General features: G+C 66.0%; 16 protein-coding genes. 12 read left to right on the top strand and 4 right to left on the bottom strand.

Features of this window, described 5'->3' with window-relative positions:
* Positions 1-49: 49 nt before the first annotated feature.
* Positions 50-1,045: a glucokinase family protein gene (locus O8I58_RS13995; RefSeq protein ID WP_298317239.1), complete on the bottom strand. Its 996-nt coding sequence runs from the start codon at positions 1,043-1,045 to the stop codon at positions 50-52.
* 932 nt (positions 1,046-1,977) lie between these two features.
* Here O8I58_RS13995 and O8I58_RS14000 point away from each other — a divergent pair.
* The 9 genes from O8I58_RS14000 (at position 1,978) to O8I58_RS14040 (ending at position 14,662) form a co-directional block, all read left to right on the top strand.
* Entirely contained in the window at positions 1,978-4,536 is a 2,559-nt protein-coding gene (locus tag O8I58_RS14000; RefSeq protein WP_345781342.1) for a TonB-dependent receptor, read from the top strand.
* A 140-nt stretch (positions 4,537-4,676) separates the two neighbouring features.
* Positions 4,677-6,926 (top strand): alpha-N-acetylglucosaminidase, encoded by a 2,250-nt coding sequence (locus tag O8I58_RS14005; RefSeq protein WP_298322995.1) that lies wholly within the window; start codon positions 4,677-4,679, stop codon positions 6,924-6,926.
* On the top strand, positions 6,923-8,068 hold the full coding sequence (locus O8I58_RS14010; protein WP_298317241.1) for an acyltransferase family protein: 1,146 nt from the start codon (positions 6,923-6,925) through the stop codon (positions 8,066-8,068). Before O8I58_RS14005 ends, O8I58_RS14010 begins: the two co-directional genes overlap by 4 nt.
* A 93-nt stretch (positions 8,069-8,161) precedes the next feature.
* Complete coding sequence (locus O8I58_RS14015; protein WP_298317243.1) at positions 8,162-8,917, top strand: GntR family transcriptional regulator; 756 nt, start codon at positions 8,162-8,164, stop codon at positions 8,915-8,917.
* Positions 8,918-8,998: 81 nt separating this feature from the next.
* Positions 8,999-10,267, top strand: coding sequence for a sugar MFS transporter (locus O8I58_RS14020; protein WP_298317245.1), 1,269 nt, complete (start codon positions 8,999-9,001; stop codon positions 10,265-10,267).
* 36 nt (positions 10,268-10,303) lie between these two features.
* Complete coding sequence (locus O8I58_RS14025) at positions 10,304-11,371, top strand: LacI family DNA-binding transcriptional regulator (protein ID WP_298317248.1); 1,068 nt, start codon at positions 10,304-10,306, stop codon at positions 11,369-11,371.
* Positions 11,368-12,432, top strand: coding sequence for an SIS domain-containing protein (locus O8I58_RS14030; RefSeq protein ID WP_298317251.1), 1,065 nt, complete (start codon positions 11,368-11,370; stop codon positions 12,430-12,432). The genes O8I58_RS14025 and O8I58_RS14030 overlap by 4 nt, the downstream gene beginning before the upstream one ends.
* Positions 12,429-13,580: an N-acetylglucosamine-6-phosphate deacetylase gene (nagA, locus tag O8I58_RS14035; protein WP_298317253.1), complete on the top strand. Its 1,152-nt coding sequence runs from the start codon at positions 12,429-12,431 to the stop codon at positions 13,578-13,580. The genes O8I58_RS14030 and nagA overlap by 4 nt, the downstream gene beginning before the upstream one ends.
* 5 nt (positions 13,581-13,585) lie before the next feature.
* Positions 13,586-14,662: an acyltransferase family protein gene (locus O8I58_RS14040; protein ID WP_298317256.1), complete on the top strand. Its 1,077-nt coding sequence runs from the start codon at positions 13,586-13,588 to the stop codon at positions 14,660-14,662.
* A 128-nt stretch (positions 14,663-14,790) separates the two neighbouring features.
* On the opposite strand, the gene O8I58_RS14045 is transcribed toward O8I58_RS14040, so the two are convergent.
* The 3 genes from O8I58_RS14045 to O8I58_RS14055 all read right to left on the bottom strand — a co-directional run bounded on the left by O8I58_RS14045 (position 14,791) and on the right by O8I58_RS14055 (position 18,113).
* Positions 14,791-15,906 carry a S41 family peptidase gene (locus O8I58_RS14045; RefSeq protein WP_298317257.1) on the bottom strand — a complete coding sequence of 372 codons (1,116 nt, stop codon included), beginning with the start codon at positions 15,904-15,906 and terminating at the stop codon, positions 14,791-14,793.
* Positions 15,907-15,970: 64 nt separating this feature from the next.
* Positions 15,971-17,380 (bottom strand): ATP-binding protein, encoded by a 1,410-nt coding sequence (locus tag O8I58_RS14050; RefSeq protein WP_298317259.1) that lies wholly within the window; start codon positions 17,378-17,380, stop codon positions 15,971-15,973.
* Positions 17,381-17,405: 25 nt separating this feature from the next.
* A complete protein-coding gene (locus tag O8I58_RS14055; protein WP_298322998.1) occupies positions 17,406-18,113 on the bottom strand; it encodes a response regulator in 708 nt (235 codons plus the stop codon).
* 245 nt (positions 18,114-18,358) lie between these two features.
* Between O8I58_RS14055 and O8I58_RS14060 the strand changes: the two genes are divergently transcribed.
* Genes O8I58_RS14060 through O8I58_RS14070 form a run of 3 tightly spaced genes read left to right on the top strand, consistent with a single transcriptional unit; the run spans position 18,359 to position 22,987 of the window.
* Positions 18,359-19,567 (top strand): efflux RND transporter periplasmic adaptor subunit, encoded by a 1,209-nt coding sequence (locus O8I58_RS14060; protein ID WP_298323001.1) that lies wholly within the window; start codon positions 18,359-18,361, stop codon positions 19,565-19,567.
* A 13-nt stretch (positions 19,568-19,580) separates the two neighbouring features.
* On the top strand, positions 19,581-21,542 hold the full coding sequence (locus O8I58_RS14065) for a MacB family efflux pump subunit (RefSeq protein WP_298317263.1): 1,962 nt from the start codon (positions 19,581-19,583) through the stop codon (positions 21,540-21,542).
* Entirely contained in the window at positions 21,539-22,987 is a 1,449-nt protein-coding gene (locus O8I58_RS14070) for an efflux transporter outer membrane subunit (protein WP_298317266.1), read from the top strand. The genes O8I58_RS14065 and O8I58_RS14070 overlap by 4 nt, the downstream gene beginning before the upstream one ends.
* Positions 22,988-23,348 lie beyond the last annotated feature (361 nt).

Here is a 23,348-nt window from a genome sequence, read left to right on the forward strand (position 1 = left end):
GGTGCCGAATGTCCCGACCAGCAAAAGCCGCGGGCGGCCTTCGATGACTTCAGTGCGGTGCGGCGGTCTGGCCCAGATACCAGTTGGCGGCGCCCAGGACGCCCAGCTGCCCGTGCTCGACCAGTCGCACGGGAATGCGCTCCAGCGCAGCTCGCATCGGCCCCTTGTTGAGGAAGCGTTCGACGAAGCTGCTCTGCAGCAGGAACTCACGGATGCGCGGCAGGATGCCGCCGGCCAGATAGATGCTGCCGGTGATGCCGTATAGCAGGGCCATGTCGCCCACGGTGCTGCCCAGCAGGCCACAGAACACGTCCAGTGCTTCGCGGGCCAGCGGGTCATCGCCGGCCGTTGCGGCGGCGGTGATCGCATCGGGTGCGGTATGCATCGGCGTGACGCCGCGCACTTCGCACAGGGCGGTATAGAGGTTGAGCAGGCCGGGGCCGGACAGCGCATGTTCGACCGGAACGTGCGAGCGCTTTTTCAGCATCTGGCCCAGCAGCGCCAATTCGAGTTCGGTGCCCACGCTCAGTGCGGCCTGGCCGGCTTCGGTTGCCAGCACGGTGGCGCTGCGGCCGGTGGGAATCCAGACCGCGCCGCCCAGGCCGGTCCCCGGACCAAGCACCAGGGTCGGGCCACGCTCGGAGACATGTTTCGGGCCGGTCAGGCGCAGCACTTCCTGGTCGCCCACCAGCGCGGCGGCGTATGCGACAGCTTCGAAATCGTTGACCAGGCGCAGGTCATCCAGGCCCAGTTCGCCCTGGATTTCGCGCGGTGACAGACGCCAGGGCAAGTTGGCGGTGATCACCGTGCCGTCCTCCATGGGAAAGCCGGCGCTGGCGATCACGCCGCGGCTGACGCGTGTGCCGTCCAGTCCGCCGATGAAGTCGCCAATGATCTGCGCCAGGCCCGGGAACGCCGCGCAGGCGTACTTGCGATAGCTGAGGATTTCGACCGGCTGCAGGTCCTTGCCGGTTGGGCGCACCAGTCCAAGCCGGACATGCGTGCCGCCGACATCGGCCGCGATGAAGGGCGCTGCGTCGCTCATGGGCGTTCCTGTGGACGGTAAGGCTTGGGCGAGCACGTCTTTCCCCGGACTGATACAGCGCCATGGGCGCAACCGCGGCGCCCCGTTATGTTTCGAGTCTGTGACGCGTTTGACAACGTTGTCAACACGTCGCCATGAAATTTGTATCGGGAAGATCTGTGCATCTGATAAACGGCTCCGGGCAGGGGTGTATGGGTTTTCATTGGGTCTTTTGTTCTTAAGTGATTGATTGGAATTGAATATTTCTACCCGCATGCGCCAAGGCGAATGGACGGGTGGTGCCAGGAGAATTTCCTCTCCTGCCAGATCAGGCCCTGTTTAGTGGGTTTTGTTAGTGGTTTCCTGGTGGTCTTATGACAACGTTGGACGCACACTGTCGTGTATGACAGGGCGCTAAGCCGGTGGCGTGGTCAGTGGCGCAAATAAAAATAAATAAAATCAGCTAGATATATCGTTGTCAGTGCCTTGGCTCATCCGTGCGACAGGCGCGAAATACGGCGGCACAGAGAATTCTTACAGACCGTTGACAAAACATTTTTAATACCATATCAATGCTTTCACGCGATTGGTATGCAAACCAATGTCGCGTCGCAGCAGGGGAAAACACGGGTGTCCGGGCGTCTTCGGGGAAGGGGTCGACGCGGGCTCCGGCACAGCAACCACAGAGCACGTGGGCCTTCGTGGCGGTCTTGACCGCGATGCGGGGGCAGGCCTGGGAGGCCTGTAGGGCGGGGTGCCCCGTGAATGCATTCGACCTGTCGTCTCCAACGCCATCCATTCGAGGAACAGCCGTGAGCCGTAGTCCCAACCCCATAGCGATTTCCCTGCTGGCCGCCGCGATCGGCGCCAGTCTTTTCGTTCCCGCCCAGTCGGCCGGCGCGCAGGAAGCTGCGGTTTCCGCAACATCCGCCGATGACCTGTCGGCCAAGACGCTGGACTCGGTCACGGTGACCTCTAGTTTCCAGAAGAGCCTGGATACCGCGCTAGACAAGAAGCGCGACGACACCCGCATGACCGACGGCATCTCGTCCGAGGACATCGGCAAGTTTCCGTCCGAGAACATCGCCGAGGCCATCCAGCGCATTCCCGGCGTACAGATCTCCAGCATCAACGGCCGTGGTTCGACCATCAGCATCCGTGGCCTTGGCCCGCAGTACGCGCTGACTACCATCAACGGGCAGACCTTCAAGAGTGCGGACTTCACCGACGGATTCCGCTTCGACATCATCCAGCCGGAGCTGGCTGCCGCCGTCGATGTGATCAAGTCGCCGACTGCCGATATGGACGCCGGCGGGCTGTCCGGGACGGTGAATATCGAGACCGTCAAGCCGCTGGATTACAAGGAGCCCAAGCTGATCGTGTCTGCGACGGGCCAGTATTCCGATTCAGTGGGCGGCACGCCGACGGGCAAGTACGTCGGCACCTACATCGACAAGTTCAAGGTCGGTGATGGTGAGTTGGGCGTGTTCCTCAATGCGGGTTACCAGAAGCTCAAGGACCGCGCGGACTATTTCTGGATCGATCGCTGGGGCACCAAGACCTACAACGGCGAGTCGGTGATCACTCCGACGCGCACGCGGTTCCGCCGGATCGACCGCGAAACCGAGCGCAAGATGTTCAATGGCGCGCTGCAGTGGAGGCCGGGTGACGACTTCGAAACCGGCTTGACCTTCATCTATTCCAAGGACAAGACCGAGAACGACATCAAGCAGCAGGTATTCCTGCTGAGCTCGGGCACCGAAACCGTGCTGGCGGCGGCCAATGGCTACGCCACCAAGGTGCAGGCCGACAACTACACGCTGGAAAACAACCGCCAGCTGGAAGAGCACAACTGGCTTTCGGAAATGGTGACCTGGGACTTCAAGTGGACCCCGGGCGACTGGACCGTCACCGGCGCAGCCAACCACGCGCTGGGCAAGACCCATGAAAGCGAGGCCGCGGTCATCGTCGGCGTGCCGGTGGGCCAGAGCATCCTGGACATCAGCGATGCATCCAGCCCCTCTTTCAGCACCTCCAATGATTTGACCGACGGCAGCCTGTACGACGCGGCCACGCTGGCCGGCGGACGCAATCAGTACCCGAATGGCGCGATCAAGCGGCTGCGCAACCAGGAAGATTCGCTGCAGCTTGATGGCCTGCGTTACCTGGGCTGGGGTTGGCTGGACTCGGTCAAGGTGGGTGCGAAATATCGGCGCGAGACCCTTTATCGCGACGTCTGGCGCCATGACCGCCTGACCGATGCGGACATTGCCTCGCTGCCGACCATGTCCAGCTCCGGACAGGTGGCGTCGGGCTTCCTGGATGGCGAATACGACATCCAGCATTCCTTCATCATTCCCAACCTGAGCGCGTACGCGGCCGCCCTGGCGGCAGAAGGCGAGGTGGTGCCGAACCTGTTCGTCCCGCAGAGCAGCTACTACATCACCAACACGATCAAGTCGGCCTATGCGATGGCCAACATCGATACCGACCTGGGCTCGATGCGGCTGCGTGGCAACGTCGGCCTGCGCTACGAGGACACCAGTCGCGAGACCAAGACCTACCTGACCTCCGAATCGGATCTGGACGAGGGCGAGGTCTACAACATCGAGGGCACCGCGCAGTCCACCTACGACTATCGCAACTGGTTGCCCAGCCTGAACATGGTGCTGGAGTTGCGTCCGGACCTGCTGCTGCGTGCATCGGCAGCCAAGGTGTTGGTCCGGCCGATCCTGACCAGCAGCACGGCGATCGCCACGACCGAATCCACCGCAGAGGGCGCCGGCGGCGTCGTGACCCACGAAGTCTCTCTGGGCCAGACCGATCTGAAGGCGCTCACCGCCAACCAGGCCGATCTGTCGCTGGAGTGGTACTACCAGGGCGGCGCGCTGACGGCCAACGGCTTCTACAAGGCCATCAAGAATGGCACCTACAACCGCAGCAACTTCTGCCTGGACAGCTACAACGGTGTCTCCATCATCCAGCAGAGCGATGGAACATGCCTGGGAAGCAACGACGAGGCCTATGAATTCAGCCAGACCCTCAACAGTCCCGACGTCAATCGCCTCAAGGGCTACGAGCTGGCCTGGACCCAGTCGCTGGATGCCTGGCTGCCGGTCAATGGTTTCGGCGTGACCGCCAACTACACGCGGGTCATCCCCAGCTACAAGGCCGATTACGTCATCAGCAACCTGTCGGAGAAGACCTGGAATGCGACCGCCTACTGGGAGAACGCGATGTTCAGTGCGCGGGTTTCGGCCACGCACCGCAGCGAGTACTACCAGACCAAGTCCGATAGCTTCTTCGCTTATGCGGGCCACCAGATGAAGGCGCGCACCCAGCTCGATGGGGCCCTGGGTTACCGCCCCAACGACACGCTCAGCTTCACCCTGGGGCTGGTGAACATCACCAATGAGCGTGAAGAGGCGTACTACCAGGTGAGCGACGTGTGGCAGATGACCGGCGTCACCGGGCGCAGCTACTACCTGACCGCGCAGTGGAACATCTGGTAACTACGATAAGCGTGCGGCGATCCTTAGGGGTCGCCGCATCTTCTTGGATTACCGTTTCCCGTCAGTTGCGGTTGTTGGAGTAAAGAATGAAGGCTCGTGAATTGCGTCGGCTCCCGGCGCCGTGTTGGTTCCTGGTTTGTCTGTTGGCAGGTGCGAGCGGTGTAGCGCAGGCATCGGAACAGGACGTCCGGGGTGTCCTTGAGCGGACGCTCGGGGCGGGTGCCGATCGGATCGCCCTGGAGCCTGTGTCCAGGCCTGGCTCGCAGGACTGGTATCAGGTGGAGGTGCGCAAGGGCCAGTTGACCGTGCGTGGTTCCAGCGACGTCGCCCTGGCCCACGGTGCCTACGCCTACCTGGGTTCGATCGGCGCGGCTTCGGTGAGTTGGGAAGGTGCGCGCGTGGCGTTGCCCGCGCAGTGGCCGGTGGCAGCGAGCGGCGTGGTGCGGACGCCGTTCCAGCATCGTGCCTATCTCAACACCTGCACCTACGGCTACACCACGCCGTTCTGGGACTGGGCGCGCTGGGAGCGTGAGATCGACTGGATGGCGCTGCACGGCATCGACCTGCCGCTGGCGATGGAGGGCCAGGAAGCGGTGTGGCAGCAGCTGTGGCGTGGCCTGGGCGTATCCGATGCCGGTCTGGCCGAATATTTCTCCGGCCCGGCGTTCACTCCTTGGCAGCGCATGGGCAACATCGAGGGCTATGACGCGCCGTTGCCGCAGGCATGGATCGACAAGAAACAGGTCCTGCAGAAGCAGATCCTGGCGCGCATGCATGCGCTGGGGATGAAGCCGGTGTTGCCGGCGTTTGCCGGCTACGTGCCCAAGGCGTTCGCCCAGGCCCATCCGGAAGCGCGTATCTACAGGATGCGTGCCTGGGAAGGTTTCCACGAAACCTACTGGCTGGACCCGGCCGATCCGCTGTTTGCGAAGATCGCCAGGCAGTTCATTGACCTTTACACCCAGACCTATGGCCCCGGTGACTATTACCTGGCCGATGCGTTCAACGAAATGGTGCCGCCGGTGGCCGAGGACGGCAGCGACGCGCAGCTGGCCAAGTACGGCGACAGCACCGCCAACAGCGCGGCAACGCATACGGTGGCGCAGGTGTCGCCCGAGCAGAAGCACAAGCGTCTGGCCGCCTACGGCGCGGCGATCTACGACTCCATCCGCCAGGCGAACCCGAAGGCAACCTGGGTGATGCAGGGCTGGCTGTTCGGTTCGGACAAGTCGTTCTGGACGCCTGACGCCATCGCTGCGTTCCTGGGCAAGGTCCCCGACGACAAGTTGATGGTGCTGGATATCGGCAACGACCGCTATCCGGGCACGTGGAAGAAATCCGCCGCCTTCGACGGCAAGCCGTGGATCTACGGCTACGTGCACAACTACGGCGGCAGCAATCCGGTCTATGGCGATTTCGATTTTTATCGCAACGATCTGACCGCGCTGCTGGCCGACAAGCAGCATGGCCAGCTGCGTGGCTTCGGTGTGTTCCCGGAAGGCCTGGACAGCAATTCGGTGGTCTACGAATACCTGTACAGCCTGGCCTGGGAAGGGACCAAGCAGGACTTCGCCGGCTGGTTCGGCCAGTACGCCAAGGCCCGTTATGGCCACGCCTCGCCGCAGCTGGCGCAAGCCTGGAAGTCGCTGCAGGCCGGCGTGTTCGGCGTGCGCTACTGGGACACGCGTTGGTGGAAGAGCCGGGCCGGCGCCTATCTGCTGTTCAAGCGGCCGACGCCGGACATCACCAGTTTCGAGAAACACCCCGGCGACATGGAGCAACTGCGCGCGGGTGTCGATCAGCTGCTGGCGGTGGCACCGCAGTACGCCGACGCGCCGTTGTTCCGGCATGACCTGGTGGATTTCACCCGGCACTACGCGCTGGAACGCCTGGACCAGGTGCTGCAGCAGGCGGTGCAGGCCTACCAGCATGGGGACCTGGCCAAGGGCGATGCGTTGGCGGGGCAGGTGGCGTCCCTGGCGCAGTCGATCGATGCCTTGCTGGCCGCACAGCCCGAATCCCTGGCGCAGTGGCAGCAACAAGCCGCCGCTTACGGTGACGACGCGGAGACCTCGGCGTATTACGTGCGCAATGCCCGCGCCCAGGTCACGGTCTGGGGTGGCGAAGGCAACCTGTCCGATTACGCATCCAAGGCGTGGAGCGGCATGGTGGCCGGCTATTACCTGCCGCGCTGGCAGCAGCTGTTTGCGGCCCTGCGCGCGGCCGCCACGCAGGGCGTCGCGTTCGATGACGCAGCATTCCGCGCCCAGGTCAAGCAATGGGAACTGGCCTGGGTCGCGCAGACTGCGGCGCCGGCAACGCCGGTGCCACCGGCCGATGTCGTGGCCTCGGCCAGGGCGCTGATGCAGCAGCTGGATGCGCAGCCATGAGTGCAGTGGGTGCGGCTGCGCCCGACAAGCCGGGGCGTGAGCGCTTCCTGTCGCTGGACGTGTTCCGTGGGCTGACCATTTTCGTGATGATCCTGGTGAACACCGCCGGCCCCGGTGCCGCTTCCTATGCGCAGCTCTCGCATACGAAGTGGTTCGGTTTCACCCTGGCCGACCTGGTGTTTCCCACGTTCCTGTTCGTCACCGGCAATGCGTTGGCGTTCACCGCCGGCGGTGGCAGCGAGCGTGACTTCCTGCTGCGAACGGGCAAGCGTGCGGCGCTGATCTTCCTGTGCGGGTTCCTGATGTACTGGTATCCGTTCGTGCACCAGGCAGCGGATGGCGGCTGGGCGTTCAACGCCTTCGGCCAGACCCGGGTGATGGGCGTGCTGCAGCGGATCGCGCTGTGCTATTTCGCCGGTGCACTGGCAGTCCGCTACCTGCCGCTACGCGCGTTGCCGGTGCTGGCCATCGGCCTGCTGCTGGCGTACTGGGGCATCCTGTATGGGTTCGGCGCAGCGGGTGCGGAACTGGACAAGCTCGGCAATGCCGGCACCCGGCTGGACCTGTGGCTGCTGGGTCGCGACCACCTGTATCGCAAGGATGGCGGCTTCGATCCGGAAGGCGTGCTGGGCACGCTGCCGGCCATCGTCAATGTGATCGGTGGCTTCCTGGCGGGGCGCTTCCTGATGACTGCAGGCAAGACCCCGCGCGCGGTGCGGCTAATGCTGACGGCTGGCGTGGCGCTGGTGTTGCTGGCGCTGGCCTGGCATCCGCTGTTCCCGATTGCCAAAAAACTGTGGACCGGCTCGTTCGTGTTGCTGACCGTGGGCCTGGACCTGCTCCTGCTGGGTGCCTGCGTGGGCTGGATCGAGTTGGGCGGCCACGCGGGCGGGTCGAGCTTCTTCACCGCGATGGGCAAGAACCCGCTGGCGATCTATCTGTTCTCCGAATTGTTCGTGGTCACCCTGCAGCTGGTCCGCGTGGCGCCGGGCATGGGCCTGTACGACTGGGTGGGAATCTCGGTGTTCCAGGCGCTGACGCCGGGTCCGCTGGGGTCGTTCCTGTGCGCGCTGGCCTACACCCTGGCCTGCTGGGCGCTGGCCTGGTGGCTGGATCGGCGCAGGATCTATATCCGATTGTGATAAGCGGCCCTGTTGACGAATTCCCCCGGGGCAGGCAAATTGGTTCTAGATTGGACCTAATGACTTGCGAGCATTTCGCACAGGGAGTTCCTGATGGCACGGCCCAAGGCGCCGGCTGACCCAAGGCTGGCATCCATCGTCGTCGATGCCTCGGCGCCGACGCCGCTGTACCTGCAGCTGACCACCCAACTGGTGGACGCCATCAAGAGTGGCCTGTGGAAGGCGGGCGAAGCCCTGCCGGCCGAGCGGATGCTTTGCGAACAGCTGCAGGTCTCGCGCGTGACCCTGCGGCAGGCGATGGATGCGTTGGTGGAGCAGGGCCTGGTGACCCGCCGGCAAGGCGCAGGTACGTTCGTGACCTCGCAGATCACCCATCCACTGACTGGCCTGACCAGCTTCAGCGAAACCCTGCGCCTGAAGGGCTACCAGCCCGGCAGCCAGTGGCTGGATCGGCGCATCCGCCCGGCCCATGGCGAGGAAATCCTGCGCCTGGGCCTGTCGCCGGACGCGCGGGTGGCGTCATTGACGCGCCTGCGCCGTGCCGACAAGCGGGTGATGGCCTACGAGCACGCGGTGATTCCGCAGCGGGTACTGCCCGAGCCTACCGATGTCGGCGAATCGCTGTACGCGTGGCTGGACGAACACGGCACGCCGGTCGTGCGCGCGTTGCAGTATTTCCGCGCGATCAACCTGACCGCGCGCATGGCCGAACACCTGGGCATGGAAGAAGGCGACGCCATCCTGCACGTGGTCCGCGTGGGCTACGCGCGCGATGGCAGCGCCATCGAACTGACCGATACCTACTGCCACAACGACTTCTACGACTTCGTCGCCGAACTGCGACGTTGAGCTTTTCCGCCGCGTCGTGGACCTGGTGTCCACGCGCTTCGGTTCCATCCATCACGAGCTTCAGCCCGGAGTCCATGTTCCATGTCGTCCGATCAGCCAAAAAGCTTTGCCAGTTCGCTCGCCGTCACCGGCCTGCTGTTCTTCATCATCGGGTTCTTCACCTGGATCAATGGGCCGCTGATCACCTTCGTGAAGCTGGCGTTCGACCTGGATGAGGTCAAGGCGTTCTTCGTGGTGTTCGTGTTCTACATCTCCTACTTCGTGCTGGCGCTGCCGGCGGCGGCCGCACTCAAGCTGACCGGCATGAAGAAAGGCCTGGCGCTGAGCCTGGTGGTGATGGCGATCGGCGCGGCGATGTTCGGCCAGTTCTCGACCCAGCGCTGGTATGCCGGTGCGTTGTCGGGGTTGTTCGTGATCGGCGGCGGCCTGGCGCTGCTGCAGACCGCGGTCAATCCCTATATCTCCATCCTGGGCCCGATCGAGACCGCGGCGCGCCGCATCGCGTTGATGGGCATCTGCAACAAGTGCGCCGGCATCCTGGCGCCGGTGCTGATCGGTTCGCTGGTGCTGCACGGCATCGGCGATCTGTCGGCGCAGGTTGCGGCCGCCGATGCGGCCACCAAGGAACAACTGCTCAACACCTTCGCCGCGAAGATCCACGGGCCGTACCTGGTGATGGCCGGTGTACTGGTGCTGGTGGCGATCTTCATACTGTTCTCGCCGCTGCCCGAATTGAAGCCCAGCGAGGCCAATGCCGAGCGCAGCGACAGCGTTGCGCGTGGCAGCATCTTCCAGTTCCCGCACCTGTGGCTGGGCGTGCTGTGCCTGTTCACCTACGTCGGTGTGGAAGTACTGGCAGGCGATGCCATCGGCACCTACGGCAACGGCTTCGGCCTGCCGCTGGATGAAACCAAGTTCTTCACCTCCTTCACCCTGGGCGCGATGCTGCTGGGCTACCTGGCGGGCCTGGTCGCGATCCCGCGGCTGTTGTCGCAGCAGGCCTACCTGGCGCTGTCGGCCACGCTGGGCGTGGTGTTCGCGCTGGGCGCGTTGTTCACCCATGGCTATGTGTCGGTGGGCTTCGTGGCCGCGTTGGGCTTTGCCAACGCGATGATGTGGCCGGCGATCTTCCCGCTGGCGATCAAGAGCCTGGGCCGTTTCACCGAAACCGGTTCGGCCCTGCTGGTGATGGGCATCGCCGGCGGCGCGGTGGTATCGCAGAGCTTTGCCATTCTCAAGCAGCATTTCGATTTCCAGTGGGTGTTCGCCGGACTGGCCGTCCCTTGCTACCTGTACATCCTGTTCTTTGCCCTGCGCGGCCATCGCGTGGGCCAGGGCGCCGCGCGCTGACGCGCGGTTTCCGCACTTCTAGGCAGACCCGCTCCCATGCGTAGACCCACCATCAAGGATGTCGCCGAACGCGCCAAGGTGTCGTTGAAGACCGTGTCGCGCGTGATCAACAACGAGCCATCGGTGATGCAGGGCACGCGTGCGCGCGTGCTGCGTGCCATCGCCGAGCTGGATTACGAGCCGGACCCGGCTGCGCGCAACCTGCGCAGCGGCACGCCGTTCGTGATCGGCCTGGTTTACGACAACCCCAATCCGTACCACATCATCGGCGTGCAGAACGGCGTGCTGGCCGCCTGCCGTGAAACCGGGTTCGGCCTGCAGATCCAGCCCTGCGATTCCACCTCGCCATTGCTGGCCGAGGAGCTGGCCGAATTCGTCCAGCGCTCGCGCCTGGCGGGACTGGTGCTGACCGCGCCGATGTCCGAACGCCCGGAGCTGATCGCGGCATTGACTGCGCGCGGCATCCAGCTGGTGCGCATCATCGCCGCCACCGAAGACCCTGGCGATGGCCCGCCCTGCGTGTACGTGGACGACAAGGACGCGGCCTACGAGATCACCGAGCACCTGATCCAGCTGGGACACCAGCGCATCGGCTTTTTGATGGGCGGGCTGGCGCATCGTTCCTCCACCGAGCGCTACGCCGGCTACGAGCAGGCGCTGAAGGATTACGGCATCACCCTGGACAAGCACCTGGTGATTCCGGGTGACTACACCTTCGACGACGGCTTCCGCGGTGCGCGCCGATTGCTGGCGCTGCGCGAACCGCCCACGGCGATCTTCGGTTCCAACGACGAGATCGCCGCCGGCGTGCTGGCCGCGGCCAAGTCCACCGGCATGAACGTGCCTTACGACCTGTCCATCGCCGGCTTCGAGGACAGCCCGTTTTCCAAGCAGTCCTGGCCGCCGCTGACCACCGCCAAGCAGGCCACCGAGGACATCGCCAAGCACGCCGCGCGCTTGCTGATCGCGCGCCTGCGCCAGGACGCCTACGACGAATCTCCCATCGCCATGCACAACCAGGGCTTCACGCCGCAGCTGGTGGTGCGTGGTTCCACCGCGCCGATGCGACCCGCCCGCGCCGAACCCAAGACCCAGACGCCATGACTTCTGCAACACCGCTGCCCGCCGCAGCCGACACCTTGATGTTCAACGAAGCCGCTTCGACGGCCGACGTGATCGCCGCGCAATTCGCGCGCAACCACGATGCCATCGCCGCGCTGGCCGCCTCGCTGCGGGAAACGCCGCCGCCATTCGTGGTGACCTGCGCGCGCGGCAGTTCCGATCATGCCGCCACCTTCGGCAAATATCTGTTCGAAACCCAGCTGGGCGTGGTGACGGCATCGGCATCGCCGTCGATCGGTTCGGTCTACGCGGCGCCGCTGAAGCTGGCCGGCACGCTGTTCATCGTGATCTCCCAGTCCGGCAAGAGCCCGGACCTGCTGCGCAATGCCGAAGCGGCCAAGCTGGCCGGCGCGCGCGTGGTGGCGCTGGTCAACGTGGAGGATTCACCGCTGGCCCAGTTGGCCGACGTGGTGATCCCGCTGTGCGCCGGTCCGGAAAAATCCGTGGCCGCCACCAAGAGCTACCTGGCCTCGCTGGCCGCGCTGCTGCAGTTGGCCGCGCACTGGTCGCAGGACGCCGCGCTGCTCGCGTCGCTGGATGCGCTGCCCGGCGCGCTGCGCAAGGCATGGGCCGTCGATTGGTCGCCGTTGGCCGAAGGCCTGGCCGGCGCGCACAACCTGTTCGTGCTCGGCCGCGGCCTGGGCCTGGGCGCGGCGCAGGAAGCGGCGCTGAAGTTCAAGGAAACCTGCGGCCTGCACGCCGAAGCCTACAGTTCGGCCGAAGTGAAGCATGGCCCGATGGCGCTGGTCGGCCCGGGCTTCCCGGTGCTGTGCTTCGCCCAGCCCGATGGCACCGAAGCCGGCATGCTGGCCCTGGCCGAGGAGTTCCGTGGCCGCGGCGCGCAGGTGTGGGTCGCTTCGGCATCCGACGACCCCGGATCAAGTCCGGGGCAGGCTTTGCCGCTGGTCGCCGCGCCGCACCCGGCCTGCGCGCCGCTGATCACCATCCAGAGTTTCTACAAGGCGATCAATGCGCTGGCGTTGGCGCGCGGGCACAATCCCGATGTCCCGCCGCACCTCAACAAGGTGACTGAAACCGTATGAGTGCCTGTTTTGCGCTGGTCAATGCGCGCGTCTTCACCGCCGGTGGCCTGATCGACAACGCGGCGGTGGTCGTGGACGCCGGGCGCATCGTCGCCATCACCGATGCAGCAGGCGCGGCCGCTAGGACCGCCGATCTGCATGACCTGGGCGGCGCCTGGCTGGCGCCCGGCTTCATCGACGTGCAGGTCAACGGCGGCGGCGGCGTGCTGTTCAACAACACGCCCACGGCCGAAGGCATCGACGCCATCGGCCGCGCGCACCGCAAGTTCGGCACGACTGCCTTCTTGCCCACGCTGATCAGCGACGACGCGGCGACTATGCGCACGGCGATCGATGCCACGCGCGATGCCATCACGCGCGGTATCGATGGCGTGCTCGGCATCCACCTGGAAGGCCCGTACCTGGCCAGGGATCGCAAGGGCACGCACGACGCCGGCCAGTTCCGGATTCCGGAAGCCGACGAGATCGCCATGGCCACCGCGCTGGACAACGGCATCACGCTGTTGACCGTCGCGCCGGAACAGGTCGGCCCGGAACGCATCGCCGCGCTGATCGCGCGCGGCGCGATCGTGGTGGCCGGCCATACCGCCGGCAACTACGAGCAGATCCGCGCGGGACTGGAAGCGGGCCTGCGTGGCTTCACCCATCTGTTCAACGCCATGTCGCCGTTGCAGGGGCGCAGCCCCGGCGCGGTGGGCGCGGCGCTGGAGGACCGCGACACCTGGTGCGGCATCATCGTCGACGGCGTGCACGTGCATCCGGCGAGCCTGCGGGTCGCGCTGGCGGCCAAGCCACGCGGCAAGCTGCTGCTGGTGACCGACGCGATGCCGATGGTTGGCGCCGACAGCCCCAGCTTCGACCTGTACGGCGAAACCATCACCGAAGTCGATGGCGTGGTGCGCAATGCCGCCGGCACGCTCGCTGGTTCGGCACTGGACATGGCCAGCGCGGTGCGCAACAGCGTGGCGCTGCTCGGCCTGCCGCTGGAAGAAGCGCTGCGCATGGCGGCGTTGTATCCGGCGCAGTTCCTCAGGCTGGAGCACGAGCGCGGCAGCATCGCGCCGGGCCTGCGTGCGGACCTGGTGGCGTTGGATGATGACCTGCAGGTCATCGAGACCTGGGTCGGCGGCGTCGCGTCCGCCGGCTGAAAGCGATGGGTAACCCCACGGCCCCGCGTTTTGCCTCGGTCGATGCGCTGCGCGGGCTGACCGTCGCGGCCATGCTGCTGGTCAACGATCCGGGCGATTGGGCGCATGTCTTCGCGCCCTTGCTGCATTCGGAATGGAACGGCTGCACACCCACCGATCTGGTGTTCCCGTTTTTCCTGTTCATCGTCGGCGTTTCGATCGCGCTCGGCGTGGTGCCGCGGATCGAGGCCGGCGCCGATCCAGCGCCGCTGCGGCGTGCGCTGTGGATCCGCGCGCTGCGCATCATCGGGATCGGACTGGCGATCAACCTGCTGGGCTGGTGGCTGTTGGACAAGCCGTACTTCCGGCCGTGGGGCGTGCTGCAGCGGATCGGCCTGTGTTTCCTGGTCGTGGGCTACGTGGCGACGCGACCGGCGCCGCGCGTGCAGGACACGCTGATCGCCGTCTTGCTGCTGGGGTACTGGGCACTGCTCGGCCTGACCGGTGGCTTTGCGCCGTGGACCAACCTGGCCAGTCGCGTGGACACTGCATTGCTGGGTCCGCTGGTATACGAATTCGATCCAGTGACTGGCCGCGGGCACGATCCGGAAGGCCTGCTCAGCACGCTGCCGTCCATCGCGACCACGCTGATTGGCCTGCATGCCGGCGGCTGGCTGCGTCGCGGCCGGGTGCATCGGCTGCTGCCCGGCGCGCTGGGTTGCCTGCTGGTCGGCTGGCTGTGGTCGGCTGCGGTGCCATGGAACAAGAACCTGTGGACGCCTTCATTCGTGCTGTGGACGGCCGGATGGGCGATGGCGCTGCTCTGGCTCTTCCATCAGTTCGTCGACCGTCGCGGCTGGCCGCCGCTGGGCCGTGCGCTGGGCATCAATGCAATCACCGTGTACGCAGGTTCGGCGGTGATGTTCCTGCTGCTGTACGCGGTGGGCGCTTGGGATGCCATCTATCGCATCGGCTATGCCGACTGGATGACGCCACGCTTCGGCCCCTACCTGCCGTCACTGGCTTTCGGGCTGGTGTTTACCGGCATCTGGTGGGCGATCGCCAAGTGGATGGAAAAGCGCGGGATTGTGATCAAGGTGTAGGTCACGCTGACCGGTGCCAGCATTGCTGCGGCACCGGTGTTGTCCGCTTGCTCTGCCCGTCACGGATCGATGCACGTTGATGCAAAGCTTCGTTTGCCGCGGGCATTCCGGCGAGCACGCAGGGGCGATCAAGGTGCTGCAACAGTGTCCCGCGTCGCGCAGGCCTGCATGAGCCAGTCAGTGGCAGCAGCGACCGCATCGTCGGTCTCGACATCGGGCACCAGCGCACCGTCGTAGATCCTGCCGTTGCGGTCCTGGTCACGCCCGTGGGTGAGGAGCAGTGTGCCGCCGTTACGAAGTCGGAACACACGATTGGAGCTGGTGAATCCCGCGCTCGGCTGGCCGAAGGAGCGCGCATTGTCCTGGCCGATGAAGAGAATCGTCAGGGCCTCCCCCGAACTTGCGGTGCGGCCGTCCTGCAGGACGGCGATGTGCGTTGGCAGATGGGGAGGCTGCGTGCCTTGCCCGGGCGGCAGTCTTGTATCCAGGTGCCCGCCCAGGCTCACGCCTTCTGGAAGCTTCACGATGGGCGAGGCGATACCTTCGCGATCCACGAAGGCGCCCAGCTTCCCGGGATTCAACAACGGCAGCACGCCCCACACCATCGGCCACATGTTGCCGCCGCGATTGCCGCGCAGGTCCAGCAGCAGGCCGCAACTGGGCTCGGCCATGGCGGCGTTGAGTGCAGCGCGCACGCGCTGGGAAGCCTCGTCCAGATCGCTGCCCATCCAGCCACGCACGGTGAGCATCGGCAGGTTCGAGGCCGTCCGCGAGGCGCTGCCGATGGCGGGCCTTGCATCCGAAGACCCGGCCTGGGATGTCGCGCGCGCGGCACGCGGTGGGGCATAGAAGGTGTGTCGATTCCCCAGTGCCTTGATCACAGCGCCAATCGCCAGCGTCAGGCCTGCCTCGCCTGGCGTGTCGGTAAGGATCGCCTGCGCCTCTTGCGTGGTCGTTGGCCAGTCAACCCGCTTGGCGTCCAGCGCTTGCCGCTGTGCAAGTTGCAGCACCTGGTGCAAGGTGGCCTGGCGCGGATCGACTTCCGCCGGGTCAGGTTGTTGTCCGCGTGCTGTACCGACGCATGAAAACAGGAGAGCAAGACAGACTGAAAGCGTGCAGCTTCGCGTGCGTTCCATGCACAGGGTCCCTGGGGTTGAATGAGGTGAGTCACCTGGTCGGTGAGTGATCTGGCTTTGCGTGGTGTCAGGACATGGACTGCGTCCAGCCGCCCATGCATCGTGCACGGACTGTAGGCGGGAGAAAAGACGCCGCCGGTCAACATCGAACGCATTGCCCCGAAGCTCAGCATTACCCGCCGCGCGCAAACACCACGCGCGCTTCCAGCCCGCCGCCTGGGGCGTCGTGCAGGGTGAGCGTGGCGCCGTCTTTTTCGGCCAGGGCGCGGGCGATGGTCAGGCCAAGGCCGGCGCCGCCGGTTTCGCGCGAACGCGAGGTCTCCAGCCGTACGAACGGATCGAAGACGGCTTCGCGATCTTCTTCCTGCACGCCGGGACCGGCATCGCGCACGGTGACAGTGACGCCGTGCGTATCGGCATGCGCGGCGACGCGCGCGCTGTGGCCGTACTTGAGGGCGTTGTCGATCAGGTTGGAGAACAGCCGGCGCATCGCCAGCGGGCGCAGCATCAGGGTCGCGCCGCAGCCGTGTTCGAAGACCGCCACATCGCCGGCATCCACGGCGTCTTCGACCAGGCTTTCCAGCAGCGAATCCAGGTCGAGCGGTGCGGGCTCTTCCGCGCTTTCGGCGCTGCGCGCCAGCTCCAGGCCTTCGCGGATCAGGGCCTGCATCGCGGCGAGATCGGCGATGAGTTTTTCGCGCAACGCGGGTTCTTCGACATTCTCCAGGCGCAGGCGCAGGCGAGTCAGTGGCGTCTGCAGGTCGTGGGTGATCGCCGCGAGCATGTGCGTGCGCTCGGCCAGGTGACGCTGCAGGCGGGCCTGCATCGCATTGAAGCGGCCCGCGGCGTGCTGCACTTCGGACGAGCCGGTCAGCAGCATTGGCGGGCGCTGCAGGTTCTGGCCGAGTTCGGCGGCGGCCTGGCCCAGCCGGCGCACCGGCGCGCTGGCGATGCGCGCGGCCAGATACGAAAGCAGTACGATCGCCGCGCCCAGCAGCGACAGGAACACTGGATCGAAGGCCAGCGCCTGGTCGCGTGCCAATGGCGGCGTGTCGATGCTCAGCTGCAGGCGCGTGCCGTCGCCGAGGGTCAGCGTGACCAGGCGACAGGAGGGTTGCACCAGATCGCCGTCATTGCCGCCGCGCCGGCTGTCGCCGCCATCGTCGCGCGCGGGGTTGCGCTGGCCGCGCGACAGGCCGGGAATGCGTGGGAAATCCGGCGCGCACTGGCGGCCACGCAGCTGCTGCGCCGTCGCATTGGCGACCACGCCATTGCGCGCACGCAGCAGCGCGGTGAACGCGGCATCGTCGGCCACGCCCTGCGGCGCATCGCTGCGCACGCGGATGCCTGGGCCGCCGACCCGGAGTAGGTTCGCGCGTAGCTGGCCTTCGCTGCTGTCCAGCAGTTCCACGTAGCCTTGCAGGCGTTCGGCGGTGCGCTCGGCCAGCTGTCGGTCGAAGTCCTGGCGTCGCTTGGCATTGGCGATCAGGGTCGCGCCAATGGCGGCGGCCGACATGCCCAGCACCAGGATCAGGAACAGCCGCCCGGCCAGCGAGCCGAAGAACCCGCGCAGCCGGCTCATCGCGGCATGCTCGTCGTGCGCCGGCTCATTCCAGCGCCACCGTCGTGGCCAGCACATAGCCTTCGTTGCGCACGGTCTTGATCAGGCCGTTGCCGCCTTCGTCGCCGAGTTTGCTGCGCAGGCGGCTGATGGCCAGGTCGATCGCACGGCCCTCCGGCTCATGCGCGCGGCCGCTGCTCAAGGTGACCAGCTGCTCGCGGGTCAGCACCTTGTTGGCGTGGCCGACGAACACGCGCAGCAGCCGGAACTCGGCGCCGGATAGCATCACCACGCGGCCGTTGGGATCGACCAGGTGGCGATGCTCCACATCGAGCATCCAGTTGGAAAAGCGCGCGCGGCGCACCGACAGCGGTTCCAGGTTTGCCGGCAGCGCTTCGGTCCGGCGCAGCACGTTGCGCACGCGCGCCAGCAGCTCGCGCGGTTCGAATGGCTTGGCCAGGTAATCGTCGGCACCCATTTCCAGGCCGAGCACGCGGTCGATCGGTTCGGCGCGCGCGGTCAGCATGATCACCGGCGTGGACGACCTGGCGCGCAGGTCGCGGCACAGGGTCAGGCCGTCCTCGCGCGGCAGGTTGAGGTCCAGCACGATCAGGTCGACGTGCTCGCGTTCCAGCACCTTGCGCATGGCTGCGCCATCCTCGGCCGTGCTGACCTGATAGCCAGCGCGGCCGAGCTGTTCGGCCAGCAGGGTACGGATGTCGACGTCGTCGTCGACCACCAGCAGGCGGTGCATGGCAGCGGGCTCGCTCATGGGAAGGAAGTGTCCATGGTATCGGAGCGCCGCGCGCGGTCCGTTGGTGTCCGCCGGTATCGCCTGGAGGCGCTGATACAGGGCGTTACATGCCGGGCTGAACCTGATACGCAGCGATACAGGCCGTGCGTTGTCGTGGTCGGTCGCGGTTTCCATGCTGGCATCGACCCAACGCCAAAGGCACCGTCGACGTGAATCTGATTCCCCGAACCCGCCGCGGACGCATCATGGCCGGCATCCTGCTGTTGATCGTCGTCGCCGCCATCGCAGTATGGCTGCTGAAGCCGCCGCCGATGCCGACCCTGGCCACCTCGCCGGTGACCCGCGGTGACATCGAGCAGACCGTGGAGGCCACCGGCACCATCAAGCCCTCGCAGCTGGTCAGCGTCGGCGCGCAGGTGTCCGGCCGCATCGAGGTGTTGAAGGTCAAGCTGGGCGATGAAGTGAAGGCCGGCGACCTGATCGCCGAGATCGATTCGCGCACCCAGCTCAACACCCTGGAGAGCGCGCAGGCTTCGTTGAAGAACGCCCGCGCCAACCGCCAGGTGCAGGTGGCCAACCTGCGTCAATACGAACTGGCCTTCAAGCGCCAGGAAACGATGCTGGCCGCGCAGGCGACCTCGCAGGCCGACTACGACACCGCCCGCGCGGAGCTGGAATCGACCAAGGCGCAGATCGACGCGCTGGACGCCACCATCGTTTCCCAGGAGACCACGGTCAGCACCGCGCAGACCAACCTGGGCTACACCCGGATCACCGCGCCGATGGATGGCACCGTGGTGGCGGTGGTGTCCAAGCAGGGCCAGACGGTGAACGCCAGCCAGAGCGCGCCGACCATCGTGATGCTGGGCAACCTGGACACGATGACCGTGTACGCGGACATCTCCGAGGCCGACGTGGTCAAGACCCACGAAGGCCAGGACGCCTACTTCACCATCCTGGGCAACGCCGAAAAGCGCTACACCACCACGCTGCGCGACATCGCGCCGGCACCGGAATCGGTGACCGACGAGGACAGCAGTTCGTCCAGTTCGTCTTCCTCGTCCAGCTCGTCCTCCACCTCGTCCAGCACCGCGATCTATTACAACGGCCTGTTGGATGTGGCCAACACCGACCACAGCCTGCGGACGTACATGACCGCGCAGGTCAGCATCCTGCTGGGCAGTGCCAGCAACGTCCTGCTGGTTCCTTCGGCTGCGCTTGGCGACAAGGCCCGCGACGGGAGCTATACGGTCGAGGTCGTTGGCCCCCAGGGCAGGCCCGAGCCGCGCAAGGTGACCATCGGCTTGAACAACAACGCCAATGCCGAGGTCAAGAGTGGCCTGCGCGAAGGCGACCGCGTCGTGGTCGGCGAGGCCACCGCGCAGACCGAGGCCGCTTCAGAAGCCAAGCAGCAGCAACGGCGTGGCCCGGGCGGCCCGCCGCCGATGATGTGAGGAGGCGCATCCCATGACCGACGCACTGCTGCAGCTGCGCGACCTGCGCCGCGAATTCCCGTCCGGCGAAGACACCATCGCCGTGCTCAAGGACGTGAACCTGGACATCGCCGCCGGCGAGATGGTCGCCATCGTCGGCCAGTCCGGTTCGGGCAAGTCCACCCTGATGAACATCCTGGGCTGCCTGGACCGGCCCACCACCGGCAGCTACCGCGTGGCCGGGCGCGAAACCGGCGCGATGCTGCCGGACGAACTGGCGCAGCTGCGCCGCGAGCATTTCGGTTTCATCTTCCAGCGTTACCACCTGCTGGGTGACCTGGATGCCACTGGCAACGTCGCCGTGCCTGCGATCTACGCCGGCACGCCAGGCACGGCGCGACTGGCGCGGGCCGCGGCCCTGCTCGGTCGGCTGGGCCTGACCGATCGCACCGGGCACAAGCCCGGCCAGCTCTCCGGTGGCCAGCAGCAGCGCGTGTCGATCGCACGCGCGCTGATGAACGGCGGCCAGGTGATCCTGGCCGATGAACCGACCGGCGCGCTGGATACCGCCTCGGGCGAGGAGGTGATGAAGATCCTGGCCGAGCTGCATGCCGAAGGCCACACCATCATCATCGTCACCCACGATATGTCGGTGGCCCGCCACGCCCAGCGCATCATCGAACTGCGCGATGGCGTGGTGATCGGCGACAACCCGAATCCGGCCGTGGCCTCGCATCGGGCCACGCGCGTGCTGCCGGCCCATGCCGATGGCGGCAATCGCTTCCAGGCGCTGCGCGACCGCTTCATCGAAGCCTTCCGCATGGCGTTGCTGGCGATGAACGCCCATCGCCTGCGCACCTTCCTGACCATGCTCGGCATCATCATCGGCATCGCCTCGGTGGTCTCGGTGGTGGCACTGGGCAACGGCTCGCAGCAGCAGATCCTGTCCAACATCTCGGCGCTGGGCACCAACACCATCGAGGTGTATCCCGGCAGCGGTTTCGGCGACATGCGCTCGGGTCGGGTACAGACGCTCCGTGCCGGCGACGCCACCGCGCTATCGCAGCAGAGCTACGTGGACAGCGCCACGCCCAACGTCTCCACTTCGATCACCGCGCGCTACGGCAACCTGGCGGCGACCGCCGCGGTCAGTGGCGTCGGGGATCAGTATTTCCGGGTCAAGGGCCTGAGCCTGTCCGAAGGCGCGTTCTTTGATGCCGACGCCGTCGCCGGCATCACCCAGGTCGCGGTGATCGACCAGAACACGCGCAAGCAGTTCTTTGGCAACAGCCGTGAAAGCCCGGTCGGCAAGATCATCCTGCTGAGCAACGTGCCGGTGCGCGTGGTGGGCGTGGTGAAGAAGCTGACCACCGGCTTCGGCAGCAGTTCGTCGCTGACCATCTGGGTCCCCTACACCACGGCGATGACGCGCATGCTTGGCCAGACCTACGTGTCCTCGATCACCGTGCGGGTCTCCGACAGCACACCGATGAATGCGGCCGAGCAGGCTGTCACCCGCCTGCTCAAGCTGCGCCACGGCGGCACCGAGGATTTCTTCCTCAGCAACAGCGCCGAGATCCGCGAGACCATCGAGAAGACCACCCGGACCATGACCTTGATGATCGGCGCCATTGCCGCCATCGCGCTGGTGGTCGGTGGCATCGGGGTGATGAACATCATGCTGGTCTCGGTGACCGAGCGGACCCGCGAGATCGGTGTGCGCATGGCCGTGGGCGCGCGGCAGGGCGACATCCTGCAGCAGTTCCTGATCGAGGCGGTGCTGGTATGCCTGTTCGGTGGCGTGCTCGGCGTGGCCCTGGCGCTGGGACTGGGCCAGGTGTTCGCCGCGGCCGGTGGCTCCTTCAGCATGATTTTTTCCACCGGCTCGATCGTGGCGGCGTTCGCCTGCTCGTCGCTGATCGGTGTGGTGTTCGGCTTCCTGCCCGCGCGCAATGCCGCGCAACTCGACCCCGTGGAGGCGCTGGCGCGCGAATGAACAAGACCGCTTTCTCCTTCCTGCGTCATGCCGGCCTGTCGCTGGCGATCACCGTCACGCTGTCCGCATGCGCCAGTGTCGGCGATTACCGCGCCGCACCGATCTCGGTGGCCGGGCAATACGGCCGCGGCGATGCCTCCATCAACGCACCCAGCCAGCCGCTGGAAACCCAGGCCACCTATCCGGCGCGCAACATCGGCGACGATGCCTGGTGGCGTGGCTTCGGCGACGAACGCCTGGATCGCATGGTCACTCAGGCATTGCAGGTCAATGCGAACCTGGCCTCGGCAGGACTCACGCTACGCCAGGCGCGGCTGCAGGCAGGCCTGGCCGAGACCGACCTGTGGCCGTCGGTCACCGGCAGCGTCAGCAGCAGCGGTTCGCGCCAGCTCGACACGCATGACAGCGTGCAGCGTTCGTCCAGCGCCAGCGTGTCGCTGAGCTGGGAGATCGACCTGTGGGGCCGGCTGCGTGCCGAGCGCGACGTCGCCACCTGGGAAGCCAAGGCAACGGCCGAAGACCGCGAGAACACCGCGCTGGCGCTGGTGGGCGAGGTCTGCCAGCAGTACTGGACCCTGGCGTATCTCAACCAGAGCATCGTCGCCGGCCAGGCCAACCTGGACTACCTGCAGCAGGCGCTGGCACTGGTGCGCGTGCAGTTCGATGCCGGCAACGTCTCGCGTCTGGAAGTACGCGAGGCCGAGCAGAACGTGGAGAGCGAGCGCACCGCGCAGAGCCAGCTGGTGCAACAGCGCGTGGAAGTGCGCAACGCGATCACCGTCTTGCTGGACGGCACGCCGTGGCCGCAGGCCGATGAGCCGCAGGACCTGGCAACCTCTCGCAGTCCCGTACTGGCAGAGGGTGTGCCGGCTGAAGTGCTTGGCCGACGCCCGGACCTGCGCGCGGCCGAGCTGCGCCTGCGCGAATCGCTAGCCAGCATCAAGGCGACCGCGCGCAGCTATTACCCGGCGTTCTCACTCACCGGTTCGGTCAGTGGCAGCAGCACCTCGCTGTCCGATGTCGTCAAGAATCCGGTCGGTGCACTGGGCGCGGGCCTGACCCTGCCGTTCCTCAACGTGCGCCAGGCCCAGCTCAACACCGAGATCGCCGGCACCAGCTACGAGATCGCCGCCAGCGACTTCCGCACCACGCTCTACACTGCGTTGAGCGAGGTGGACAACGCCTTGTCCTCACGCGAGCAGCTGGCCCAGCAGGCAGATTCGGCACGCAAGTCGTTCGAAGCCGCACAGGACGTGGCGCGCATGTACCAGGTCCGCTACCAGGTCGGCGCCACCGATCTGCGCACCTGGCTGGATGCGCAGCAGACGCTGCGGACGTCGGAGCTGTCGTTGGCCCAGGTGCGGCTGAACCAGCTGGTCGCCGATGTCACGCTGTACCAGGCGTTGGGTGGGAGTGATGCGGCGGCGGTGCCGCCGGCGTCATGAGGCCAGTCGCGTAAGGATCGAGATTCCGGATGTTCGTGGAGTGCAGTGCTGTTGCTTGGCTTGGCTTGGCTTGGCTCTCGCTGTTCGCTTCACCTGACCGAGCCGTAGAGCACGCCGAGCACCGGAGCCTGATCAGGCCGAAGAGGCGCGGGTGTTTGAGCGCAGCGAGTTCCCGCGCCGTGCCTGAGCAGGCGAGGAGCACAGGGAATCGACGCGTAGCGTCGACGTGCGTCCGGCGAGAAGCGGTTTTGCTTCCTTTTGCCGCGACAAAAGGAAGTCGCGCCCGAAGGGCGTGAAAGCTCTTGACCCTGCTTGCAGCTTTGCATCGCCTGCACAGCGGGAAGCCACTTAGGGATCAATG

It is taken from the genome of Pseudoxanthomonas sp. (assembly GCF_027498035.1).
Classification (GTDB): domain Bacteria; phylum Pseudomonadota; class Gammaproteobacteria; order Xanthomonadales; family Xanthomonadaceae; genus Pseudoxanthomonas_A.